Origin of the sequence: Streptomyces sp. NPDC002032, from assembly GCF_042890765.1 — a bacterium.
GTDB lineage: Bacteria > Actinomycetota > Actinomycetes > Streptomycetales > Streptomycetaceae > Streptomyces.
Genome location: NZ_JBIASM010000010.1, coordinates 119,930 through 140,493 on the forward strand (window position 1 = coordinate 119,930; position 20,564 = coordinate 140,493).

The 20,564-nt window shown below is 73.0% G+C and carries 13 protein-coding genes; all 13 read left to right on the top strand.

Annotation, left to right across the window (positions count from 1 at the left end; all coding sequences use genetic code 11):
• The first annotated feature begins 21 nt into the window (after window positions 1–21).
• Window positions 22–1,269 carry a tryptophan 2,3-dioxygenase gene (locus ACFYYT_RS23225; RefSeq protein ID WP_351816810.1) on the top strand — a complete coding sequence of 416 codons (1,248 nt, stop codon included), beginning with the start codon at window positions 22–24 and terminating at the stop codon, window positions 1,267–1,269.
• Window positions 1,269–2,117, top strand: a complete 849-nt coding sequence (locus ACFYYT_RS23230; protein ID WP_351816808.1) for a hypothetical protein — start codon at window positions 1,269–1,271, stop codon at window positions 2,115–2,117. The genes ACFYYT_RS23225 and ACFYYT_RS23230 overlap by 1 nt, the downstream gene beginning before the upstream one ends.
• Window positions 2,114–6,619: an amino acid adenylation domain-containing protein gene (locus ACFYYT_RS23235; protein WP_388609099.1), complete on the top strand. Its 4,506-nt coding sequence runs from the start codon at window positions 2,114–2,116 to the stop codon at window positions 6,617–6,619. The genes ACFYYT_RS23230 and ACFYYT_RS23235 overlap by 4 nt, the downstream gene beginning before the upstream one ends.
• Window positions 6,616–11,166 (top strand): condensation domain-containing protein, encoded by a 4,551-nt coding sequence (locus ACFYYT_RS23240; RefSeq protein WP_351820528.1) that lies wholly within the window; start codon window positions 6,616–6,618, stop codon window positions 11,164–11,166. The genes ACFYYT_RS23235 and ACFYYT_RS23240 overlap by 4 nt, the downstream gene beginning before the upstream one ends.
• Window positions 11,163–12,737: a GNAT family N-acetyltransferase gene (locus ACFYYT_RS23245; RefSeq protein ID WP_351820526.1), complete on the top strand. Its 1,575-nt coding sequence runs from the start codon at window positions 11,163–11,165 to the stop codon at window positions 12,735–12,737. The genes ACFYYT_RS23240 and ACFYYT_RS23245 overlap by 4 nt, the downstream gene beginning before the upstream one ends.
• 63 nt (window positions 12,738–12,800) lie before the next feature.
• Window positions 12,801–14,147: an MFS transporter gene (locus ACFYYT_RS23250; RefSeq protein ID WP_351820524.1), complete on the top strand. Its 1,347-nt coding sequence runs from the start codon at window positions 12,801–12,803 to the stop codon at window positions 14,145–14,147.
• A gap of 148 nt (window positions 14,148–14,295) precedes the next feature.
• Entirely contained in the window at window positions 14,296–15,639 is a 1,344-nt protein-coding gene (locus ACFYYT_RS23255) for a class I adenylate-forming enzyme family protein (RefSeq protein ID WP_351820521.1), read from the top strand.
• Window positions 15,636–16,412, top strand: a complete 777-nt coding sequence (locus tag ACFYYT_RS23260) for an SDR family oxidoreductase (protein WP_351820518.1) — start codon at window positions 15,636–15,638, stop codon at window positions 16,410–16,412. Before ACFYYT_RS23255 ends, ACFYYT_RS23260 begins: the two co-directional genes overlap by 4 nt.
• Window positions 16,406–16,672, top strand: coding sequence for a phosphopantetheine-binding protein (locus tag ACFYYT_RS23265; RefSeq protein ID WP_351820515.1), 267 nt, complete (start codon window positions 16,406–16,408; stop codon window positions 16,670–16,672). Before ACFYYT_RS23260 ends, ACFYYT_RS23265 begins: the two co-directional genes overlap by 7 nt.
• A 12-nt stretch (window positions 16,673–16,684) precedes the next feature.
• Window positions 16,685–17,464: a thioesterase domain-containing protein gene (locus ACFYYT_RS23270; protein WP_351820511.1), complete on the top strand. Its 780-nt coding sequence runs from the start codon at window positions 16,685–16,687 to the stop codon at window positions 17,462–17,464.
• Window positions 17,464–17,922, top strand: a complete 459-nt coding sequence (locus ACFYYT_RS23275; RefSeq protein ID WP_351820508.1) for a hypothetical protein — start codon at window positions 17,464–17,466, stop codon at window positions 17,920–17,922. The genes ACFYYT_RS23270 and ACFYYT_RS23275 overlap by 1 nt, the downstream gene beginning before the upstream one ends.
• 100 nt (window positions 17,923–18,022) lie before the next feature.
• The gene (locus ACFYYT_RS23280; RefSeq protein ID WP_351820505.1) at window positions 18,023–18,877 is read left to right on the top strand and encodes an alpha/beta fold hydrolase; all 855 of its coding nucleotides are present in this window, start codon (window positions 18,023–18,025) and stop codon (window positions 18,875–18,877) included.
• A gap of 230 nt (window positions 18,878–19,107) precedes the next feature.
• Window positions 19,108–20,322 carry a S8 family peptidase gene (locus tag ACFYYT_RS23285; RefSeq protein ID WP_351820502.1) on the top strand — a complete coding sequence of 405 codons (1,215 nt, stop codon included), beginning with the start codon at window positions 19,108–19,110 and terminating at the stop codon, window positions 20,320–20,322.
• Window positions 20,323–20,564 lie beyond the last annotated feature (242 nt).

The following is a 20,564-nucleotide window of genomic DNA, read 5'->3' on the forward strand; positions in this document are numbered from 1 at the left end:
ATCATGCACGGGGGATTCTGTATGTATTTCCATGAAGGGGAATTCGGCCTGCCCGGACTCTTGCTGATGGAGCTCGAATCGTGGCGCACGTCGCCGCTGGCGCGTGAATTTCCCTATTCGGGGGTCGTGCGCTACATCAGATCCGTCGGGAAGCACTTCCTCGCGGAACCGGTGGTCGAGGCGCTCGTCCAGGTCCGCGCCGCCCAGTCCGAGTGGACGGGCGACGAGGAGAGCCGCAGCCACCTGCGGCGCTTCCTCTCCGTGGTGCTGGACAAGCGCGACGGGACCTACGACTACGCGACCTACACGGCCCTCGGCCTGCTGCGCCCGCCGGCCGCCGCACCGCTCCCCGATTTCGAGGCCGAGATCGGAACCCGCATAGCATTCCTCATCTATGATGCTCTTGCATTCGAATGCGGAGCGGCTCTCGGATACCGGTCCCAGCTTCCGTGCATGCGGCCGCCCCGGGATGCGGTGGAGAAGCGACTGCGCCATGGCCTCCGTGTCGCAACCGAAATGGACGCTTTCAACAGCAAGCCCATCACACCGAGGGTCTCCGGCCTTCAGGAGCGGTTCGACCAGCTCATCGACGTGCTCGAAGGGGCGCCGTCCGGAATGGCGACGAGGCTGGATCAGACCATTCTTCCGGTCTACATCATCCACGACGAATACCTCTTCATCCGAGTGCTACAGTCATTCGAGTCGATATTCGAGCACCTGGCCCGACTGGCGTCGGAAGCGATCGTCCGGCTCGAAGCCCGGGAGACGGAAGAAGCCCTTCTGCTGCTCTCCTCGATCGCCCGCGTCCTGAGCCTCGGCCTCCCGCTCTTCTCCCTGCTCGCCACGATGCAGCGCGAGTCGTTCGAGTTCTTCAGGAAGTTCACCGAGGGCGCCAGCGCCATCCAGTCGGTCAACTACAAGACCTTCGAAGCCCTGTGCGGCACCCCGGCGCCCGCACGCGTCGAGTCCGCCGCCTTCCAGTCCGTGCCCGAGGTGCGCGGCCGCGTCCTCGGGAGCATGACGACGGTGCGCGGGGCCGCGGACGCCCTCATCGCGAGCACGCCCCACGACCCGGAGGCCGAAGCCCGGCTGACCCGGGCGATGGCGCACATCGAAGCCGTCCACCAGCGGTGGAAGCGAACCCACTACCGGCTGGCCGTCCGCATGATCGGTTCGGTCAGCGGCACCGGCTACACCGCGGGCACCCCGTATCTGAGATCCGTCATAGACAACAGACTGTTCCGCCGAGCTGAGGAGACCACGTACTAATGGCACGACGCATGGAAGAAGGCCGGCCGGGCGAGGCCAAGGCCGTTCTGAACCCCGACGAGCCCAACCCGCTCCTGCGCTTCGAGTACGACCGCGGCAGCAACTACGAGAGCGACACCCGGATCACGACCGCCATGGCGGCCCTGGTCCCCGAGGCCGAGCTGCACAACTCCGACCACCGGATGTTCCAGATCGTCCACCTGGTCAACGAATACGTGTGGTGCGCGATGCACCACGAACTGCGCGGCGTGGCCGGAGCCCTCGACAACGACGACTACGCCCTGGCCGCAAGGCTCCTGACCCGGACGAACGGACTGGCGGAGATGCCCGTCCAGTGCGTCCGGCTGCTCCAGGACTTCCTGCCCCAGGCCAGCTTCCTGCGGATGCGCGACCTGATCCCGGCGAACACCAGCGGGCTGGACTCGCCGGGCGGACGCAACCTGCGCCGGGTGTGCCGGGCGGTGTGGCAGTCCTTCGAAGCCGCCATGAAGCGGCACGACATGACGCCCCGTGACCTGGTCGAGGAGTTCGCGCGAGAGGGCGGTGCGGTGCCCGCCGAGTGGCTGGGCGGCCTCTCCACGGTGCAGACCGCACTGCACGCCCTCGACTGCAAGCTCATGGAGTGGAACCAGCTGCACCTGCGCCTGGTCCGCACGCACCTGGGCGGCCACCCCGCCGCGCGCGCCGAGCAGAAGCCCTCGGCGGCCGCCGACGGCCCGACCAGTCTGCGCGGTGAGCCCGTGAGCGAGCTGGAGCGCCTCTCCGAGCGGTCCGTCTTCCCCCGCCTGTGGCAGGGCGTCGACGACACCTACCGGCAGGCCACCCCGGCCCGGGCCGTCCAGGCATGACCACCGTCGTCACGGCCGGAGCCGAGCAGATCGACCTCTGGCTGGCCGCGAGCCAGGATCCGGAATCCTCCCGCTACAACGTCCCCGTCTGCCTGGAGTTCCAGGGCCCGGTCGACGAGTCGGCCGTCCGCGCGGCCCTCGTCCGGCTGCACGAGCGCCACCCGGCCCTGCGCTCCTCGTTCCGCACGGACGACGACGGCGTCGTCGGGCAGCTCGTCGCCGACCGCGTCGAGCCGTCCCTCAGGGTCGTCCGCTCCGGCGGGGACCTCGACGACGCGGGCAGGGCGGCCTGGGCCCGCCGAGCGGGGCTGCGGCCCCTCGACATGACGACGCCCGGCCTGCTGCGCTCCGATCTCCTGCTGGAGAGCGACGGGGCCCTGCTGGTCATGACGGGCCACCACATCGTCCTGGACGCCGCCTCGGTCGACATCCTCGTGGACGACTTCTGCTCCGCCTACGAGGACGCGGTCGAGCCCCGGCCGGCCCCCTCCCGGGAGCGCCCGCCGCAGGACGAGGAGCCGCCCGCGGACCCGGCCGCGGACCTCGACCACTGGCTCGGCCTGCTCCACGCCTCGTCCGAGATGCTGGAGCCGCTGCCCGACCTGGTACGGGGCGTACGCCCGTCCTCGGCGGGATGCGAAGAGGCGTCGGTCACCGGCGAGTCGCTGGCTGCCCTGCGCGCCCACTTCGAGTCCGCCCTGGTCTCCCCGGCCATCGGCGTCCTCGCGGCCTGGACCGCCGTCCTGCACCAGTGGAGCGGGCAGCCCGAAGGCCTCCTGGGCATCCCGTTCGGCGGCCGGTTCGGCCCCGGCGCCGACGACACCGTCGCCCTGGTGGCGCGCGTGCTTCCGGTGCGGTCCTCCTTCGCACCGGCCACACCGTGGGCCGATCACCTGAGCGCCGTACGCGGCCAGGTCATCGAGTCCTTCGAACACTCGGGCGTGGACACCGCCGCCCTGCGCGCGCGGCTCGCCGCGAAGGGGCAGCGGTACCCCACCTTCCGCGCCACCTTCACGCACCGCACCGAGCCCGCCCCCCGGCGGCTGCGTACCGGCACCACCGTCACCCGGGCCGAGGTACGGCTCGGCGCGGTGAAGCACGACGTGGCGCTGATGGCGGTCGAAACGGCCGACGGCCTCACGCTCAAGCTGGACTACGACGCCGGCATCCACCGGCGGTCCACCGCCCGGGCGATGCTCGACCAGCTCACCGGCCTCCTGCTCGCCGCCGCGGCGAGCCCGTCGACGGGCCTGGGCGCGCTCCTGCTCGCATCCGACGCCGCGGCCGCGCACGCGGCCCGGCCCGCAGCCCCGGCCCCCCACCCGGACATGACACCGCCGGACATGGTCGTCGAGGCCGCGGCGGCCGATCCGGACCGCATCGCCGTGGTCCACGGCGCGCGAACCCTCACCTACGGCGAGCTCGTCGCCGCGTCCGCGCGGCTCGCCCACCGGCTCCTGGCGGAGGACCACCCCGCCTCGCGCCGCGGGCAGGAGCAGCCCGAGGAACTCGTGGCGGTCCTGCTCTCCGAGGGCATCGACGCCGTCATCGCCTTCCTCGGCATCGCCCTGGCCGGCAAGGCGTACCTGCCGCTGGAGCCCGGCTACCCCGACGAGCAGCTCCGGGCGATCCTGCGGGACTCCGGCGTCCGCCGGGTCCTCACCTCGTCCGACGCGCTGGAGCGCGTCTCGGGCCTCGGCCTCGCGGCGCACTCCCTCACCGACCTGCTGGCCGCCGCCTCGGGCCTCCCGGCCGTCCCGCCCGCCGTCGCGCTCCACCCCGACATGCTCCTCAACGTCCTGTACACCTCCGGATCCACCGGACGGCCCAAGGGCGTCATGCTGTCGCACCTGGGCGTCTCCCGGCTGATGCGCGGCGACGGATACGTCCGCCTCGAAGGGGGTGACCGGATCGCGCACCTGTCCCCGCTGAACTTCGACGGCGCGACCTACGAGATCTGGGGGGCGCTGACCCACGGCGCCCGCCTGGTGATCCTCGACCGGGAGCTGGCGCTCTCGCCCGCCGGCCTGCGCGACGCCATCGCCGAACACGGCGTCACCATGCTCATGGTCACGACCCCGCTCTTCCACAACCTCGTCACCGAGGCTCCCGACCTCTTCCAGTACCTGCGGGTGATGGTCTTCGGCGGCGACACCGCCGCGATCCCGCAGGTGGCGCGCGCCGTGAAGTGGTGCGGTCCCGGGGTGCTGCTGCACGGCTACGGACCCACCGAGAACTCCTTCACCTCGATGTTCACCCGCGTCGACTCGGTGCGGGAGGGCAGCCGGACGCTCCCGATCGGCCGTTGCGTCCCGGGCACGCAGGCGTACGTCGTCCACGAGGGGACCTTCGACCTCGCTCCCGTGGGATGCCCCGGCGAGCTGCTGCTCGGCGGCACCGGTCTCGCCCGGGGATACCTCGGCGACCCGCGCCGTACGGCCGCGGCCTTCGTGCCGGACCCCTTCGGCGGCCGGCCGGGCAGCCGTCTCTACCGGACGGGTGACCGGGTCCGCCTCCTGCCGGGCGGTGAGATCGAGTTCGTCGGGCGCATGGACGAGCAGGTCAAGATCCGCAGCCAGCGCATCGAGCTGGGAGAGGTCCGCTCCGCACTGCTCGCCGACCCCGCGGTCCGAGCCTGCCACGTCACGGCCTGGCGCAATCCGCGCGACGAGAAGGAGATCGCGGCCTACCTGGTCATGCGGCCGGGCGGCAGCTCGCAGGACGTGCGGTCCCGGATGGGCGCGGTCCTGCCGGACTTCGCCGTGCCGACCGTCTGGGCGGAGCTGGACGAACTCCCGCTCAACGCGAACGGCAAGGTCGACCGGCGCCGGCTGCCCGCTCCGCGGCGCCGGGCCGGCTCCCGTCCGGCCGCCGTCCCGGCGCGCGCCGCGCAGGCCGCGCAAGCCCCGCAGGCCGCGCAAGCCCCGCAGGCCGCGCAAGCCCCGCAGGCCCCGCAGCCCGCAGCCCACGGCCTGGCCGCCGTCCGGGCCGCGTGGTGCGAGGTGCTCGGCGAACTCCCGGCGGACGACGACGTCAACTTCTTCGAGGCCGGCGGCCATTCGCTGCTGCTCGCACGCCTCCAGGCGATGCTCAAGCGGCACGCCGGTCTCGAACTGGGCATCGCCGAACTGCTCCGGTTCACCACCGTCCGGGCCCAGGCGGCACGACTGGAGGGCGCCGCGGCGCTCGCACCTGGTACCGTCCGGGCCGCCCCAGACGCTGCGGGCACGGCCGACGAGCCGATCGCCGTCATCGGCGTCGCCGGGCGCTTCGCGCTCGCGCCGGACGTGTACGCCTTCTGGGACAACCTGCGCGACGCCCGCGACTGCGTCGCCGGCGCGGACAGCGCGCCGGTCGCGCTCGGCGACGGCCGGCTGCGCGTCGACCGCTGGGGCCTGCTGGAATCGCCCCGCGCGTTCGACGCCGAGCTGCTGCGGCTCTCTCCGGCCGAGGCGCGTGCGACCGACCCGCAGCACGGGCTGCTCCACGAATGCCTGTGGGCCGCCATGGAGAACGCCGCGGTCACCCTGGACCGGCTGCGCGGGCGCACCAGCATCTACGCGGGCTGCGCGGAGAGCGAAGCACCGCGACCGCCCGACGGGAGCTCCCTCGCGGAGGGGCTGGCCGGCGCCTTCCACGCCAGGCCCGCGTTCGCCGCCACCCGGTACTCCTACCGGCACGACTTCCGGGGCGAGAGCGTCATGGTCGACACGGCGTGCTCGACCTCCCTGGTGGCCGTCCACCTGGCCTGCGCCAGCCTGCGCTCGGGCGCCAGCGACTACGCCTTCGCGGGCGGGGTGTCGATCGCCGACCCGGCGAACGGCGGCTACGTCTACGAACCCGGCATGATCTACGCCACCGACGGCGTGTGCCGCCCCTTCGACGCCCGCGCCACCGGCACGGTCGGCGGGGACGGCGCCGGGGTCGTCCTCCTCAAGCGGCTCTCCGACGCACTCCGTGACGGGGACCCGGTGCACGCCACGATCGTCGGCTCGGCGATCAACAACGACGGCAGCCGCAAGGCCGGTTACACCGCGCCCGGAGCGGACGGCCAGGTGGCCGTGGTGCGCGGCGCGCTGCGCGACGCGGGCCGGGACGCGGGCCGGCTCGGTTTCGTCGAGACCCACGGCACCGGCACCCGGCTGGGGGACGCCGTCGAGGCGACGGCGCTGGCCGAGGCCGTCGGGGAGCGGACGGCCGCGCTGCCCGTGAGCTCGGTGAAGTCCGCGATCGGCCACTGCAACACGGCGGCCGGGATCGCCGGGCTGCTCACCGCGGTCTACGCGCTACGGGAGAAGACCCTTCCCGGAACGGTCAACTCCGGGCAGCCGATCGAGGAGCTCACGCAGAACGGGAGCCTTCGCCTGGTGACCGCGAACGAGGAGTGGCCGGCCGGGGACGCACCGCGCCTCGCCGCGGTCAGCTCGTTCGGAATCGGCGGTACCAATGCCTGCGTGCTCGTGGAGGAATTCACCGGGCCGACTGGGGAGATCCATCAGTGACTGTACGGAACAGGGCCGAACCGCCCTCCATCCTGCCGCTCTCCGCGCGGTCCGGGATGGCCCTCGCGAACGCCTCGGCCCGCCTCGCCGCCTTCCTGGCGGACCACGGGGGCGCCACCGGCCCGCGGGACGTGGCGCACACGCTCGTCCACGGCCGCGAGAGCTTCGGACACCGCCTCGCCGTGCTCGCCGGTGACACGGAATCCGCGGCCGCCCTCCTGCGGGAGCCCCACACCCCCTCGGCCGACGTCCTGCGGGGCACCGCCGCCGAAGGCGCGCCCCGCACCGTCTTCGCCTTCACCGGCCAGGGGGGCCAGTACACCGGTATGGCGGCGGGCGCCTATGCCGCCTACCCCGAGTTCCGGGAGTGGATCGACCGGGCCCACGCCCTGCTGGACGGCGTGATGCCGTATCCGCTCCGGGACTGCCTCTTCGACGCGGACCGGGCCGCCGACCTGGCCCGTACGGACGTCGCGGCGCCCGCGCTGCTCGCCGTGCAGTTCGGCCTGGTACGGGTGCTCGCGCGCTACGGCGTGCGGCCCGACGCGGTCCTGGGCCACAGCGTGGGCGAGTTCGCGGCCGCGGCCGTCGCGGGAGCGGTGTCCGAGGAGGACGCCCTCCTGCTGGTCGCGGAGCGCGGCAGGCTGATGGTGGAGCGGACCCCGCCCGGCGCCATGCTGTCCGTACGCTGCCACCCCGACTCGGGCTGGAACGCCGACGCGGTGGCGCGGCTGGCCGCCGACCACCCCCTGGTGGCGGTGGCCGCGGTCAACAGCCCCCGGGACCTGGTGCTGAGCGGCGACGGAACCTCCCTGGAGCGGATCGAGGAGGCTCTGGGCGCGCAGGGCGTACGGACGCGCCGGCTGTCGGTCTCGCACGCCTTCCACTCCCCGCTCCTCGAGCCGATGGCGGACGACTTCCACCGGGCGGCGCGGGCCGTCACCTGGTCGGCGCCCACCTCCGCCGCGTGGTTCAGCTGCGCGGCCGGTCCGATGGAGACGGCCCCCGGCGCCGCGCACTGGCGGGACCACCTGCTGCGCCCGGTGGCGTTCTGGGACGCCCTCTCCCGGGTGTGCCCGGCGGGGACCCCGACCGTCCTGGTGGAGATCGGCCCGCACCCCACGCTCCTCCAGCTCGCCGGGCAACTGGCCGATCCGCCCGCCCTGGTGCCCACGCTCGACCGGGACCGCGACGCGGCCGCCGCCGTGGCGGCAGCCGCGGCCCGGGCATGGTGCCTGGGCGTTCCCGCGGACCTCACCGGCGGCCTGCCCGGCCGCAGGATCCACCTCCCCGGCTACGGATTCGACCGCCGGGTCCACTCGGAGCGCGAGGAACCGAAGCCGGTCAGTACGGGTCCGGGAACGGGCCAGGCCCGCGACCGGGACCGGGACCGGGACCGGGCCGACGCGGCCGGCACCGCCCGGCCCGCGGCGCGCGAGGTGCTCGCCGCCATCTGGACGGACCTGCTGGCCGTCACCCCCGAGGAGTGCCCCTCGTTCGTCGCGGCCGGCGGCGACTCGCTGACCCTGCTGCGGCTGCGCCAGCGGCTGGAGACGGAACTGGGCACCGCGCCCGCCCTGGGCGAACTGCTGGACGCCGGGACCTTCGGGGCCGTGCTCGCGCTGCTGCCCGGCCACGGCGCGGAGCCCGCCTCCCCGGCCCCGGCCACGGCCCCGGCCCCCGCCCCGGCCGCCCCCTCGGAGGTGGCCTCCTACGAGCCCTCCCTGGCCCAGCGGCGGATGCTGTTCGTGGACCTGATGCAGGAGGACTCCAACCAGCACAACGTCACGCTCGCCGTGGACATCGCGGGCCGCGTGGACCCCGCCGCGATGCGGGAGGCCTTCACCGACGCCCAGCGCCGCCACTCCGGTCTGCGCACCGTCTTCCACCAGCGGGGCGGCCGCTTCGAGACCGAGATCCTCGCCGAGCCGGCCGTGGAACTCGCCGTCCTCGACACGGAGTCCGGACCGGCACGGCATCCGCTCACCGGGGACGACGACGCCCGGGCCTGGGTGCGCGAGCTGGGTGAGCCGCCCCTGCGCTGCCTCGCCGGCCCGCCCGTCCGCGCGACGCTGGTCCTCGGCCCGGAGCGGAGCCTGCTGGTGGTCACGGTCCACCACGCGGTGACCGACGCGACGTCCATGGGCGTCATGGTCGAGGACCTGGCGCAGGACTACCACCGCAGGCGGGCGGGCGACCACAGCCCCGCCCCGGCCGCCCGGCACCAGTTCCACGACGTCCTCGCCGAACTGGAGCGCACCGAAGAGCACGGAACGACGCGGGAGAGCAGCGACTACTGGCGGGAGCGGCTCGACGGCGCCCCCGACCTGGTGCCCCTGCCCACCGACCGCCCCCGTCCCGACGTGCGGGCGGGCGCCGGCGCCCTGTGGGGCAGCGACCTCGCCCCCGGGCTGGCGGCAGGGATCCGCGCGCTGTCCGCCGAGCTGAACGCCACCCCGTTCAGCACCATGCTGGCCGCCTACGCGGTCCTGCTGCGCCACCACAGCGGCGCGGACGACATGGTGATCGCGACCCCGGTCACCAGCAGGACCACGGAAGCCTCGCAGCGGGTATTCGGACTGCTGCTGAACACCCTGGCGCTCCGGATCGGGCTCGGCCACGACGACACCTTCGCCGCCCTGACGAGGAACGTGAGCTCGGTGGTGCTCGAAGCGATCGGGCACTCGGCGTTCCCCTTCGACCGGCTGGTCGCCGAGCTGAACCCGAAGCGCGACCCCGGCCGCACCCCCGTGTTCTCCGTGATGTTCGCGATGCCGGTGGACTTCCCCCTGCCCGCGTTCGACGGTATGACCAGCCGCCCGGTGGAACTGCCGGGCATCGGCGCCAAGTTCGATCTGACCCTGTACGTCACCCCGACCGCGGACGGCGGTCTGCACCTGGACATGGAGTACGACCCGGCGCTCTTCGACGAGGCGACGATCCGGCAGTGGGGCGCCGACTACACGCGGCTGCTGGAAGCGGTGGTGGCCGATCCCGGCGTCCGCCCGGCCCTGCCCGAGTCCGGGGCCCACGGCCCCGGGACCGGCACGACGGAAGGTATGAGCATGACGCCAGACGGCGGCGATCGGCCGTTCAGCGATCTCGAACGGTACGTCGCGGACCTGTGGTCCGAGAACCTGAAGGTCGCCGTCCACCGCCCCGACGACGACTTCTTCGAGATCGGCGGGCACTCCCTCCAGGTGCTGACCTGCCTGGTCGAGATCCAGGAGCGCCACCCCGACACCACCATCCAGGACTTCTTCGCCCACCCGACCGTGGAGCAGTTCGCCGCCAGACTGGCCGAACTGGAGACGCAGCAGCCCGCGCCCGCCGTCCGGGAGCCGGCCGGCCGCCCCGGCCCCGCACCCGCGGTCCGTACGGCCCCGCCCGCCGAGGCCCCGGCGGCCGACGGCGGTGAGGTCCTCCTCACCGGCGCCACCGGCTTCCTCGGCGCGCACCTGCTGGCCGCGCTGCTGCGCGAGCCCGGCCGCCGGGTGGTGTGCGTGGTGCGCCGCAGCGGTGGGGCGGCGCCCGAGGACCGGCTCGCGCAGGTGGCCGCGTACTACGTCCCGGACGTCCTTCCCGAACTGCACCGGGTACGGATCATCGAGGGCGACCTGAGCACGCTCGGGAAGGACGCGCTGGCGGCCGCCACCGAAGGGGTCCGCGAGGTCATCCACGCGGCCGCCGAGGTGCGCCACTACGGACCCGACGACCACTACGCGGCGAACAACATCGCCCCGACCGCCCTGCTCGTCGCTCTGGCTCTGGACCGCGGCTGGCGCATGGCCCACATGTCCACCCTGTCCGCCGTCGGCCCCGCGGCCGGGGACGGGCCGACGGTCATCCTGACCGAGGAGGACTTCGACCGGGGCGAGAGTTTCGACAGCCCCTACGCCCGGTCCAAGTACGAGGCCGAACTGGTCGTCAGGAAGGCCATCGCCGACGGCCTGGACGCGACCGTGCACCGCGTGGGCACCCTGGTCGGCAACACCCGGACCGGGACGTTCCTGCCCGACCCGAGCGTGAACATGATGTACCAGATCCTGCGGGTGATCCTCAGCTGCGGCCTCGTCCCCTCGGCGCCGGGCTGGGGCATGGACCTGATCCCCGTCGACTTCGCGGCCGACGCGATCCTGGCGCTCTCGCGCGATCCGGCGCACTCGGGCCGCACCTTCCACGTCTGCAACCCGGTCAGTCTCCCCTCGACCGGCCTCGTGACGATCCTGCGCGACCTCGGCTACCCCGTCATCCCCGCCCCGCCGGCCGAGGTCGGCAGCTGGCTGGGACGGCCGCAGGCCGACGCCACCGACGCCAACGCCTTCGCCTTCCTCGCCCAGTTCGTCAAGCCCGTGGCCACCCTGGTCCAGTACGACGCACGGGCCACCACCGAGGCGCTGGGCGACCTGCGCTGCCCCGAGCCCGACGCGGCGCTGCTGCGCACGCTCCTGGGCCACGGCATCGCCACCGGTTTCTTCCCCAAGTCCCGGCTCTGGGACTTCGCCACCCGCTCTGAGAACACCCGAACCAAGGGAGCAGCACAGTGAACCACGACGTCGTCAGCAACGACGAGGGCCAGTACTCGACCTGGCCGGCCGGCCGGGAACTGCCCGAGGGCTGGAAGCCGACCGGATTCAGCGGCTCCGAGGAAGCCTGCCTGCACCACATAGCGCAGGAGTGGACGGACCTCACACCGGTGACCGTGCGCGAGCTGCGCGCACCGCGGACCCACACGTTCAGCACCGAGCGCCTGGTCCTGCGGGAGCTGACGGCCGACCAGGTGGCCGCCCTGCTCGACGAGAACGCCACGTCCGAGGACTGGACCGACGGCTACCCGCTGCCCGGCAGCAAGTACGCCGCCACCGGCTTCGGCCGCCGCACCGCCGACCAGATGCGCTACGGCTTCGGCATGTACCACCTCGTCCGCGCGTCGGACGGCCTGGTCATCGGCGAGATGGGCTTCCACCAGCCGCCGAGCGGCGGCACCGTCGAGGTCGGCTTCGGCCTCGCGGAGTCCTGCCGCGGCGCGGGCTACGCCACCGAGGCCCTCACCGGGCTCGCCCGCTGGGCCTTCTCCCAGCCGGGCGTCGACCGGATCGTGGGCCGCACCACCGAGTCCAACACCCCCTCCCAGGGCGTCCTGACCCGGACCGGCTTCACCCACGTCTCCCGTGACGGGGAGATCGAACGCTTCGTCCTCGGTGCCGGCGACCTCGCCCCCGCCTTCGAGCCCTTCGACCTCGACGACGAGGGCCGCGCCGCCATCGCCGAGGTGATCGAGGCGCGCCTGGCGAACGGACGGCGCCACGAGCTGTCCTTCGTGCCCGGCAGCGGCCCGCTGCTGCGGACGGTCCGCGAGGACGGCCGCGCGCTGGGCTTCGTCCAGTGCGGCGCCCTCAAGGGCGTCGACGACAAGGACAACCACTTCCTGGACATCGTCGTGCGTCCGGAGGCCGCCCGCCGCGGCCTGGCCTCGCGGCTGCTCGCCGAGGCCCGCGTCTTCGCCCGCGCCGAGGGCAAGACCGGCCTGGTCGCCGCCACCGCCGACGAGGACGAGATCTCCGGCGCCTGGGTGCACAAGCACGGCTTCGAGGTGATCGGCCTGCACGGCGTCAGCAAGCGCACGCCCGGCGCGCCGGCCGCCCCGGCCCCCGCCCACCTGAGCGTCGAGCAGGTGGACGCCGCCGACGCCACGGCCGTCGAGGAGCTCGTCGCCCTCGCGACCGTGACCTTCGCCGAGGCCGTGCTGCCCGGCGGTGTCAAGCTCCGGCTGGAGCCGGAGACGGTGCGTCAGATCCTGATCGGAGACGGCGGCGGCCTGCTGCTCCTGTGCCGTCAGGAGGGCCGCCCCGTCGGCTGGCTGGCCTCGGACGCGGTCCGGGACGGCGCCGTGAACCTGGTGGACGTCCAGCCGCTCGCCGAGTGCGCCGGCGCCGGCGTACCGGACGCCCTGCTGGCCGCGGCCGCCCGCTGGGCGGACCGGGAGGAGGTCACGGTGACCGCGATCGTGGAGGAGAAGGGCCAGGCCGAACTCGCCGCCGCCCTGCCCCGGGCCGGTTTCGACCGCAAGGACGGCCGGACGATCTGGCGGCTCACCCTCGACGCCGCCTGCGCGTAGTCCCGTACCGCCGTGCCGGCGCCCGGGCACCGGCCGTTCCCGTCGAACCGAAAGATGCGTCCCATGTCATCAACCAAGCACCATCCGCTCCGCGTGATAGGCATGCTGCCACGGCGCGCCCAGGCGCTGCTGGTCGCCAACGCGGTGAACTCGTTCGGCGCGGGCCTGGTCATGCCCTTCCTGCTGGTGTACTTCGGAGACGTCCGCGGCATGGACATCCGGATCGCCCCCGCCGCCATCGCCGTCACCGGCCTGTGTTCGTTCGGCTCGGGCCTGGTCTGGGGCCACCTGCTGGACAAGCTGAGTTACCGGCTGGTGATGCCGGTCGTCATGCTCATCGCCGGCGTCGGCACCGGCCTGTACGCCCTCGCGGACCGGCCGTGGATCGCCCTGGCCGTCTCGGCCCTGTACGGCCTCGGCATGGGCGGCGTGGGCACCGTCACCAAGACGATGTTCGCCACCGTGGTGCCCAAGGAGCACCGCACGCTGACGTTCGGCCTCGAATTCACCCTCTTCAACGCCTTCGTCGGACTCGGCGTCCTCGTCGGCGGCCTCGTCGCCGCGGGCACCCTGCGCAGCTACCAGCTGCTCTACCTGGGCGACGGGCTCTCCTTCGTCATCACCGCGCTTGCCTTCATGGTCCTGCTGCCGAAGAGCGCCGAGAAGCAGCACCGCAAGCCCGGGGCCGACGCCGACGCCCCCAAGCCCTCCTACCGCACCGTCCTGCGCACCCCCGCCCTCGCGCTGGCCCTGTTCGGCATGCTGCTGTGCGCGACGGTCTCCCTCAGCCAGTTCCAGTCCGCGCTGCCCGGCTACGTCACGGTCAACGACGCGGTCGCGCCGCGCGGGATCTCGGTGGCCTTCATCGCGAACGTCGTGGTGATCGTCCTCGCCCAGTTCCTGCTCATGCCGCGCCTGGCCACCGTCCGCAGGAGCACGCTGATCTCGGCCTCGGGCGTCCTGTCGGCGGCCAGCTGGGTGTGCGTCTTCCTCGCGGGCCTGACCTCCGGGACCGCCGCGCTGGTGACGCTCGTCGTGGGCGTCGCGATCTTCTCGGTCGCCGAGGTCATCGTGATCCCCATCGTCGCCGCCCTCATCAACGGTCTGGTCACCGACGAGGTCCGCGGGCGCACCAACGCCCTGTTCTCCTTCGTCATCTCCGGGGGGATGATCCTGGGCCCGCTGCTCACGACCGCCCTCCTCGACGTCGACCGGGGCAGGGTGCTGATCGTGGTGCTGGCCGTCGCGAGCCTGCTCGTCCCGCTGGCCGGGCTGCGGCTGCGCCGGAGCCTGTCGGACGAGCACGACCGCCCGGCGCCCGAGGCCGCGCCGGAAGGGGCGCCCGGGGCGGCGACCGGGGCGGCGGCCGACGCCGAGCCCGAGGACGAACTGGCCCCCGCCACCGCGTGATCGCCCGCGGCGTCCGGGAGGGACGCCGGCGCCGCGTCCCTCCCGGAGCCCCGGCGGCCCGGCGCCCCGTGCCCGGCGCCCCGGTGCATCCCTTGAGCAGCCCCCGCGAAGGAAGACGACCCTTGATGACGAACCCGACGAGGAAGCCGTGACGAGCTCACTGACCGACCGATTCCGTGCCTTCGGGGACCGCGACGCCCTCATCGTCGACGGCGTCCGGCACACCTACGCGGCCCTGGCGCGACGCGTCCGCGACTGGCGGGCCCACCTCGACGCACACGCGGTCGGCGCCGGCCAGGTCGTCGCCCTGGAAGGCGCCTGCGACGTCGACGTGTGCGCCGCGTTCGTCGCCCTGGCCGACCGGGGCGCGATCCTCGTCCCGCTGCCGCAGTCCTCGGGTGCCAAGCGCGCGGAGTACCTGGAGACCGCCGAGGTGGAGGTGACCGTCACGATGTCCGGCGGGGCGGAGCCCGTCCTGCGACGGACCGGAACGCGGGCGACGCACGCCCTCCACGGACGCCTCCGGGACGCCGGAACCCCGGGCCTGGTGCTGTTCAGCTCGGGAACCACGGGACGCAGCAAGGCGATCGTGCTCGACCTGGGCAAAATGCTCCGGCAGTACGGCGCGCCGTCGAGGGCCCGGCGCACCCTCGGCTTCCTCAGCATCGACCACATCGGCGGGATCAACACCCTGCTGCACACCCTCCACCACGGCGGCACCCTGGTCACGGTCTCCGACCGCAGGCCCGCCACGGTGTGCGCGGCCATCGCCGGCCACGGCGTCGAGGTCCTTCCCACCACGCCCACCTTCCTCAACATGCTGCTCATCTCCCACGCGCACGAACAGCACGACCTGACGTCGCTGGAACTGATCACCTACGGCACCGAGCCCATGCCCCAGCGCACGCTCCAGCTGCTCAACGAGGCGCTGCCGTCCGTGCGGTTCAAGCAGACGTACGGTCTGTCCGAGCTCGGCATCATGTCGACCAAGTCCAAGGGCGACGGGAGCCTCTGGGTCAAGCTCGGCGGGGCCGGGTTCGACTACCGGATCACCGCAGGCATCCTCTGGGTGCGCTCCGACACGGCCATGCTCGGCTACCTCAACGCGTCCGCCCCCTTCGACGACGAGGGCTTCTTCAACACCCAGGACGCCGTGGAGAGCGACGGCGACTACGTACGGATCCTCGGCCGCGTCAGCGAACTGATCAACGTCGCCGGGGAGAAGGTCTACCCGAGCGAGGTCGAGGGCGTCCTGCTCGACATCCCCAACATCGCCGAGGCCACGGTCTGCGGCAAGCCCAGCCACGTGACGGGAATGGTGGTGAAGGCCACCGTGAAACTGGTCGTCCCCGAGGACGAGCGCGAGGTCGCCCGCCGGGTCCGCGCGTACTGCGCCCAGCGGCTTGAGGCGTACAAAGTCCCGCTCGTGGTGGAGGTTTCCACCGCCGACCAGCACTCCGACCGCTTCAAGAAGGTGCGTACACCCGCATGACGGACAATCTCAGCACAGCAGTGCAGCACGCGGAGCACGGCGTCGGTGAAGGACGGGTGGCCCTCGTCAGCGGCGGCAGCCGGGGGCTCGGACGCGTCCTGGTCGAACGCCTGCTCGCCGACGGCTGGCGGGTCGCCACCTTCAGCCGCTCCAGCTCCGCGTTCATCGCCGAAACCAGCGCGGCCCACCCCGGCTCCTTCCACTGGGAGGCCGTCGACCTGGGCGATCCCGCCACGGCGCGGACCTTCGTGCGCAACGTGTACCGGACGTTCGGCAGGCTGGACCTGCTCGTCAACAACGCCGGCCTGGTGCGCGAGGAACTGCTCTTCACCATGCCGCCGAAGGCGATCGAAACGCAGATCACCGCCAACCTGGTCGCCCCCATCATGCTCACCCAGGCCTGCGCCCGCCTGATGACCCGCCAGGGCGGCGGATCCATCGTCAACATCTCGTCCATCAACGCCGTCCGCGGCTACCGGGGCGTCTCGGTCTACGCGGCCACCAAGGCGGGTCTCGACGGGTTCACCCGCAGCCTGGCCCGTGAACTGGGCGAGAACGGCATCCGCGTCAACTCGGTGGTGCCCGGCTACTTCGACAGCGCGATGACGGCCGAGATGCCCGCCGCGCACCGCGCCCGCATCGAGCGCCGGACCCCCCTCGGACGGCTCGCCTCGGCGGACGACATCGCCGACGCCGTGCTCTACCTCAGCTCTCCCCGGGCGCAATTCGTGACCGGGCAATCCCTTGTCATTGACGGAGGCCTCACATGCTGAACGCACACGAGTCGATCGAGGCGGAGATCCTGCGCCTGCTCCAGGGCGCGGGCGGCGACGTCCCCGCCATCTCCCCGGCGAGCGACCTGGTCGGGCTCGGCCTCACCTCGCTCATGTTCGCCGAGCTGCTCATCGGCATGGAGATGGAACTCGGCGTGGACCCCTTCCAGGGCGAGACCTCGATCGTCGAGATGCGGACGGTCGCCGACCTCGTCAGAGCCTATGACGCTGCGCTGGCCGCAGAGTCCGCCCGAGTCTGAGGGGGCGAAACGTTGAGCATCTGCGTCCTGCGCGGCCGGTCGGCCACCACCGTGGAACCGGCTGACCTGACCTTGGTCCTCCTGCACCACGCGGGAGGGTCGGCGGGCAGCTTCGTCCCCCTCCTTCCCCACCTCCCCGCGACCTGGCGGATCCTGGTCCCGGAGCTGCCGGCCCGGGCGACCGCGCCCCGGCAGGCCGTCTGCCCGAGCGTCGAGAGCGCGGTGGACTCCTTCGCCGGGGAGCTGGCCGCGGAACTCTCCGGACCGTACGCGGTCTTCGGCCACTGCCTCGGCGCGCTGATCGCCTTCGAACTCGCCCACGCACTCGACCGGCGGGCCCACCGGCCGCTGTGGGTCGGCGTGTCGGGCAGCCCGGCACCCCGGCTCGTCGCCCCCGAGCCGGCGAACGGCCCGCCCGAGGACTGGACGCGCGAGCAGTACGTCGACTACATGCGCTGGCTGGGCGCCACCCCCGAGGCGCTGTGGAGCAACACCGTCCTCGCGGACCGGATGATCGCCGCGCTCCGCAACGACCTCGTCGTGAACCACGGCTACCGCTACACCGGCCGCGCCCCCCTCGCCTCCCCGCTCTCCGTCATGCGGGGGGAGCAGGACCCGCTGGTCAGTGCCCGGGAGATGGCGGCATGGGCCGATCACGCCGACGCCACCGACTTCCGCACCTGGCCCGGGGACCACTTCTACCTCTTCGACCGCGCACCCGAGGTGTGCGGCCGGATCGTGGACGCGATCACCGAAGCGGCCGCGCGGACCGAGACGACGGGAGCCCGCTGATGGCGACCAGATCCGCCCGCGCCGTGTGGCGGGGCCCGCTGTTCGGCGAACGGCCCGAGGACGCCGGGGAGGGGCGGGTCTCCCTCGATTCGGTGGGCACCGGGCTGCCGATGCGATGGAGCAGCAGGGTCTCCGAGCCCGCCGGGGAGAGCACCCCGGAGGAACTCGTGGCGGCCGCGCTGGCCATGGACTACGCCCAGTGCCTCACCCACAAGCTGGAAGAGCGCGGCCACCTCGCCCGCGAACTCGACGTCGAGGCCACGCTCCACCTGGAACCCGTGGAACCGGGCCGGCACTCCCTCACCTCGGGCTCCCTGACCGTCCACGGTGTGGCGGACCTGCCCCCGGCCGTGTTCCAGGACCTGTGCCTGACCGCCCACGAGGAGTGCTTCCTCGTCATCGCCCTGGACCTCCCCGTCTCGGTCCGGGCGACCCTGTCCGCCCCGCCCGGGGCATAGGCCGTCCCTCCGGCCGGCACCTGTCGCGCCGTCCCGCGCGACCGGTGCCGGCCGTGCACACGTACGCCGGAAACGAACCCACGACGAGGTGCACCCGAGCATGACCACCGCCATGACCAGCGGCAGCGACACCGACAGCGACACCGACAGCGACACGTGGTTCCGCAGGTACTCCGCGACGGACGCACCCCGGCGCCGCCTGGTGGTCCTGCCGCACGCGGGCGGCTCCGCGAGCTTCTTCCACTCCTGGGGCCACGCCTTCGGCGCCGGCACGGACGTGCTGGTCGCCAAGTACCCGGGCCGCCACGAGCGGCTCGCCGATCCCTTCGCCGACAGCATGGACGCGCTCGCCGACCAGGTCACCGCGGCGCTGCTGCCCCTCGCGGACGTACCCCTCACGCTCTTCGGCCACAGCATGGGGGCCTCGCTGGCCTACGAGGTGACGCGGCGGCTGGCGGAGCGGCACGGCGTCCGCCCCGCGGCCCTGCACGTGTCCGGCCGCGAGGCCCCGCACCGGCTCGTCCCCCGCGAGCTCTACCGGATGGAGGACGCGGCGCTCATCGCCGAGCTGCGCAGGATGGGCGGGACCGACTCCGCGCTCCTGGACGACCCGGACGTACAGGCCTTCGTCCTGCCGGCGCTCCGGGCGGACCTCACCATCGTGGACACCTACGGTCCGCGCCCCGCCGTCCCCGTCCCGTGCCCCGTCCACGCCTGGATCGGCGACGCGGACCCGGCCACCCCGGCGGCGGAGATGAACGCCTGGCGTGCCGTCGCCCCCCACGGCTTCCGGCTGCGCATCCTGCCCGGCGGCCACTTCTACCTGGTCGAGCAGCACGCCGAGGTGGTGCGCGCCCTCGCGGAGCAACTGCTCGCACCTACCGCAGACCGGGCATCCGGCGCAGGGCGGAACTCGCCGACACCCTGCACCACGCCCACCGCCGAACCGGCCTGAGTGCCTGTCTGGCATCCCTAGCCGTCGTTGGACCTCACCGAGAGACCTGTAGCTTCCGCCCCGAGGCGGCCTGGCCGGCCGGCCGGGCCCGCGGTGAGGGCTGGTGTTGTGGTCGGTTGGCGGGGCTCCCGGGAGGTGGTGGGACGTTCGGGTGTGAGTTCGGTCGGCAGCGACGAATTGCCGGGTGGGGTCATAGGGAGGGATCGTTTCCGCATGATGCTCTACCTCGCATGACCACTCGCAGCAAGCTCGTTCTCGCGGCCACCGTCACCGCGGCCCTCGCCCTCGCCGCCCCGCTGGCGACCGCCTCCCCCTTCACCGCCGCACCGGAGCCGAACCCTGCGCCGCTGATCCGCTCGGGCAACCCGGTGGCCGGCAAGTACATCGTCACCCTCGACAAGCTCGTGGACCCGGCCAAGGCCGCCGAGAAGCTGGGCGTGAAGCCGACCTTCCTCTACACCAAGGCCCTCAACGGCTTCGCCGTCCCGCTGACCCCGCTCCAGCTGACGCTCGTCCGCAACAGCCTGGGGGTGAAGGCGGTCGAGGAGGACTCGAAGCTCTCCTCGCCCGCGTCGGAGGGCGTCCCGAGCCGCTCCGCGCCCCGCGGCCCGGCCTCGGCCTGGGGCCTGGACCGGATCGACCAGAAGCAGCTGCCGCTCGACGGCAACTTCACCACCGAGGGCAACGGCGCCGGGGTGACCGCCTACATCCTGGACACCGGCATCGACTACAAGCACACGGAGTTCGGCGGTCCCGACAACAGCCGCGCCACCTTCGGCTTCGACGCCGTGGGCGACGGCCGGGACGGCATGGACTGCAACGGCCACGGCACGCACGTCGCGGGCACGGTCGCGGGCAAGACCTACGGGGTGGCGTCCAAGGCCAACCTCGTCAGCGTCCGCGTCCTGAACTGCGAGGGCAAGGGCGAGTACTCCGGGATGATCGCCGGGCTGGACTGGGTCATGAAGAACGCCAAGCAGCCCGCCGTCCTCAACGCATCCCTCGGCGGCGACAAGTCCGCGGCGCTCGACGCCGCGGCGACCGCCCTGTCCGACGCGGGGGTCCTGCCCATCGTCGCCGCGGGCAACGACGCCAAGGACGCCGGCACGGTCTCACCGGCCTCCGCCGACCGGGTCGTCACCGTCGCCGCCTCCAACAAGTACGACGAAGAGACCGACTTCTCCAACTGGGGTACGGCCGTGGAGCTCTACGCACCCGGCGAGGACATCCTCTCCGCGAAGCTCGGCGGCGGATCGGTCTCCCTGAACGGCACCTCCATGGCGGCGCCGCACGTCACCGGCGCCGCGGTCCTCTACATGCAGGCCCACCCCAAGGCGGACCCTGCCGAGCTCGCCGACTTCCTGGAGGAGGGGTCCACCAAGGACGTCCTGAAGAAGATCAGCAAGAGCAGCCCGAACGCGCTCCTCTTCACCGGCGGCCTGTAACCCCCGGCCCCTCCACCGGCACCCCGGCCACCCCGCCGTCCCGCTCCACACCGGTGACGTCGGGGTGAGCCCCCAGCGCCGCCACCCGGACCGGGCCTGGAGCGGGACGGCGACGGCGACGGCGACGGCGACGGAGTGCAGGATGTGCTGGGGCCAGGTCTGAAGCTCAGCGTGGGAGACGGCGGGGCTGGCGGGAGTGTGACCGTCGCAGTTGTGTCAGCCCTTCTTCGCCCACTTGGCCT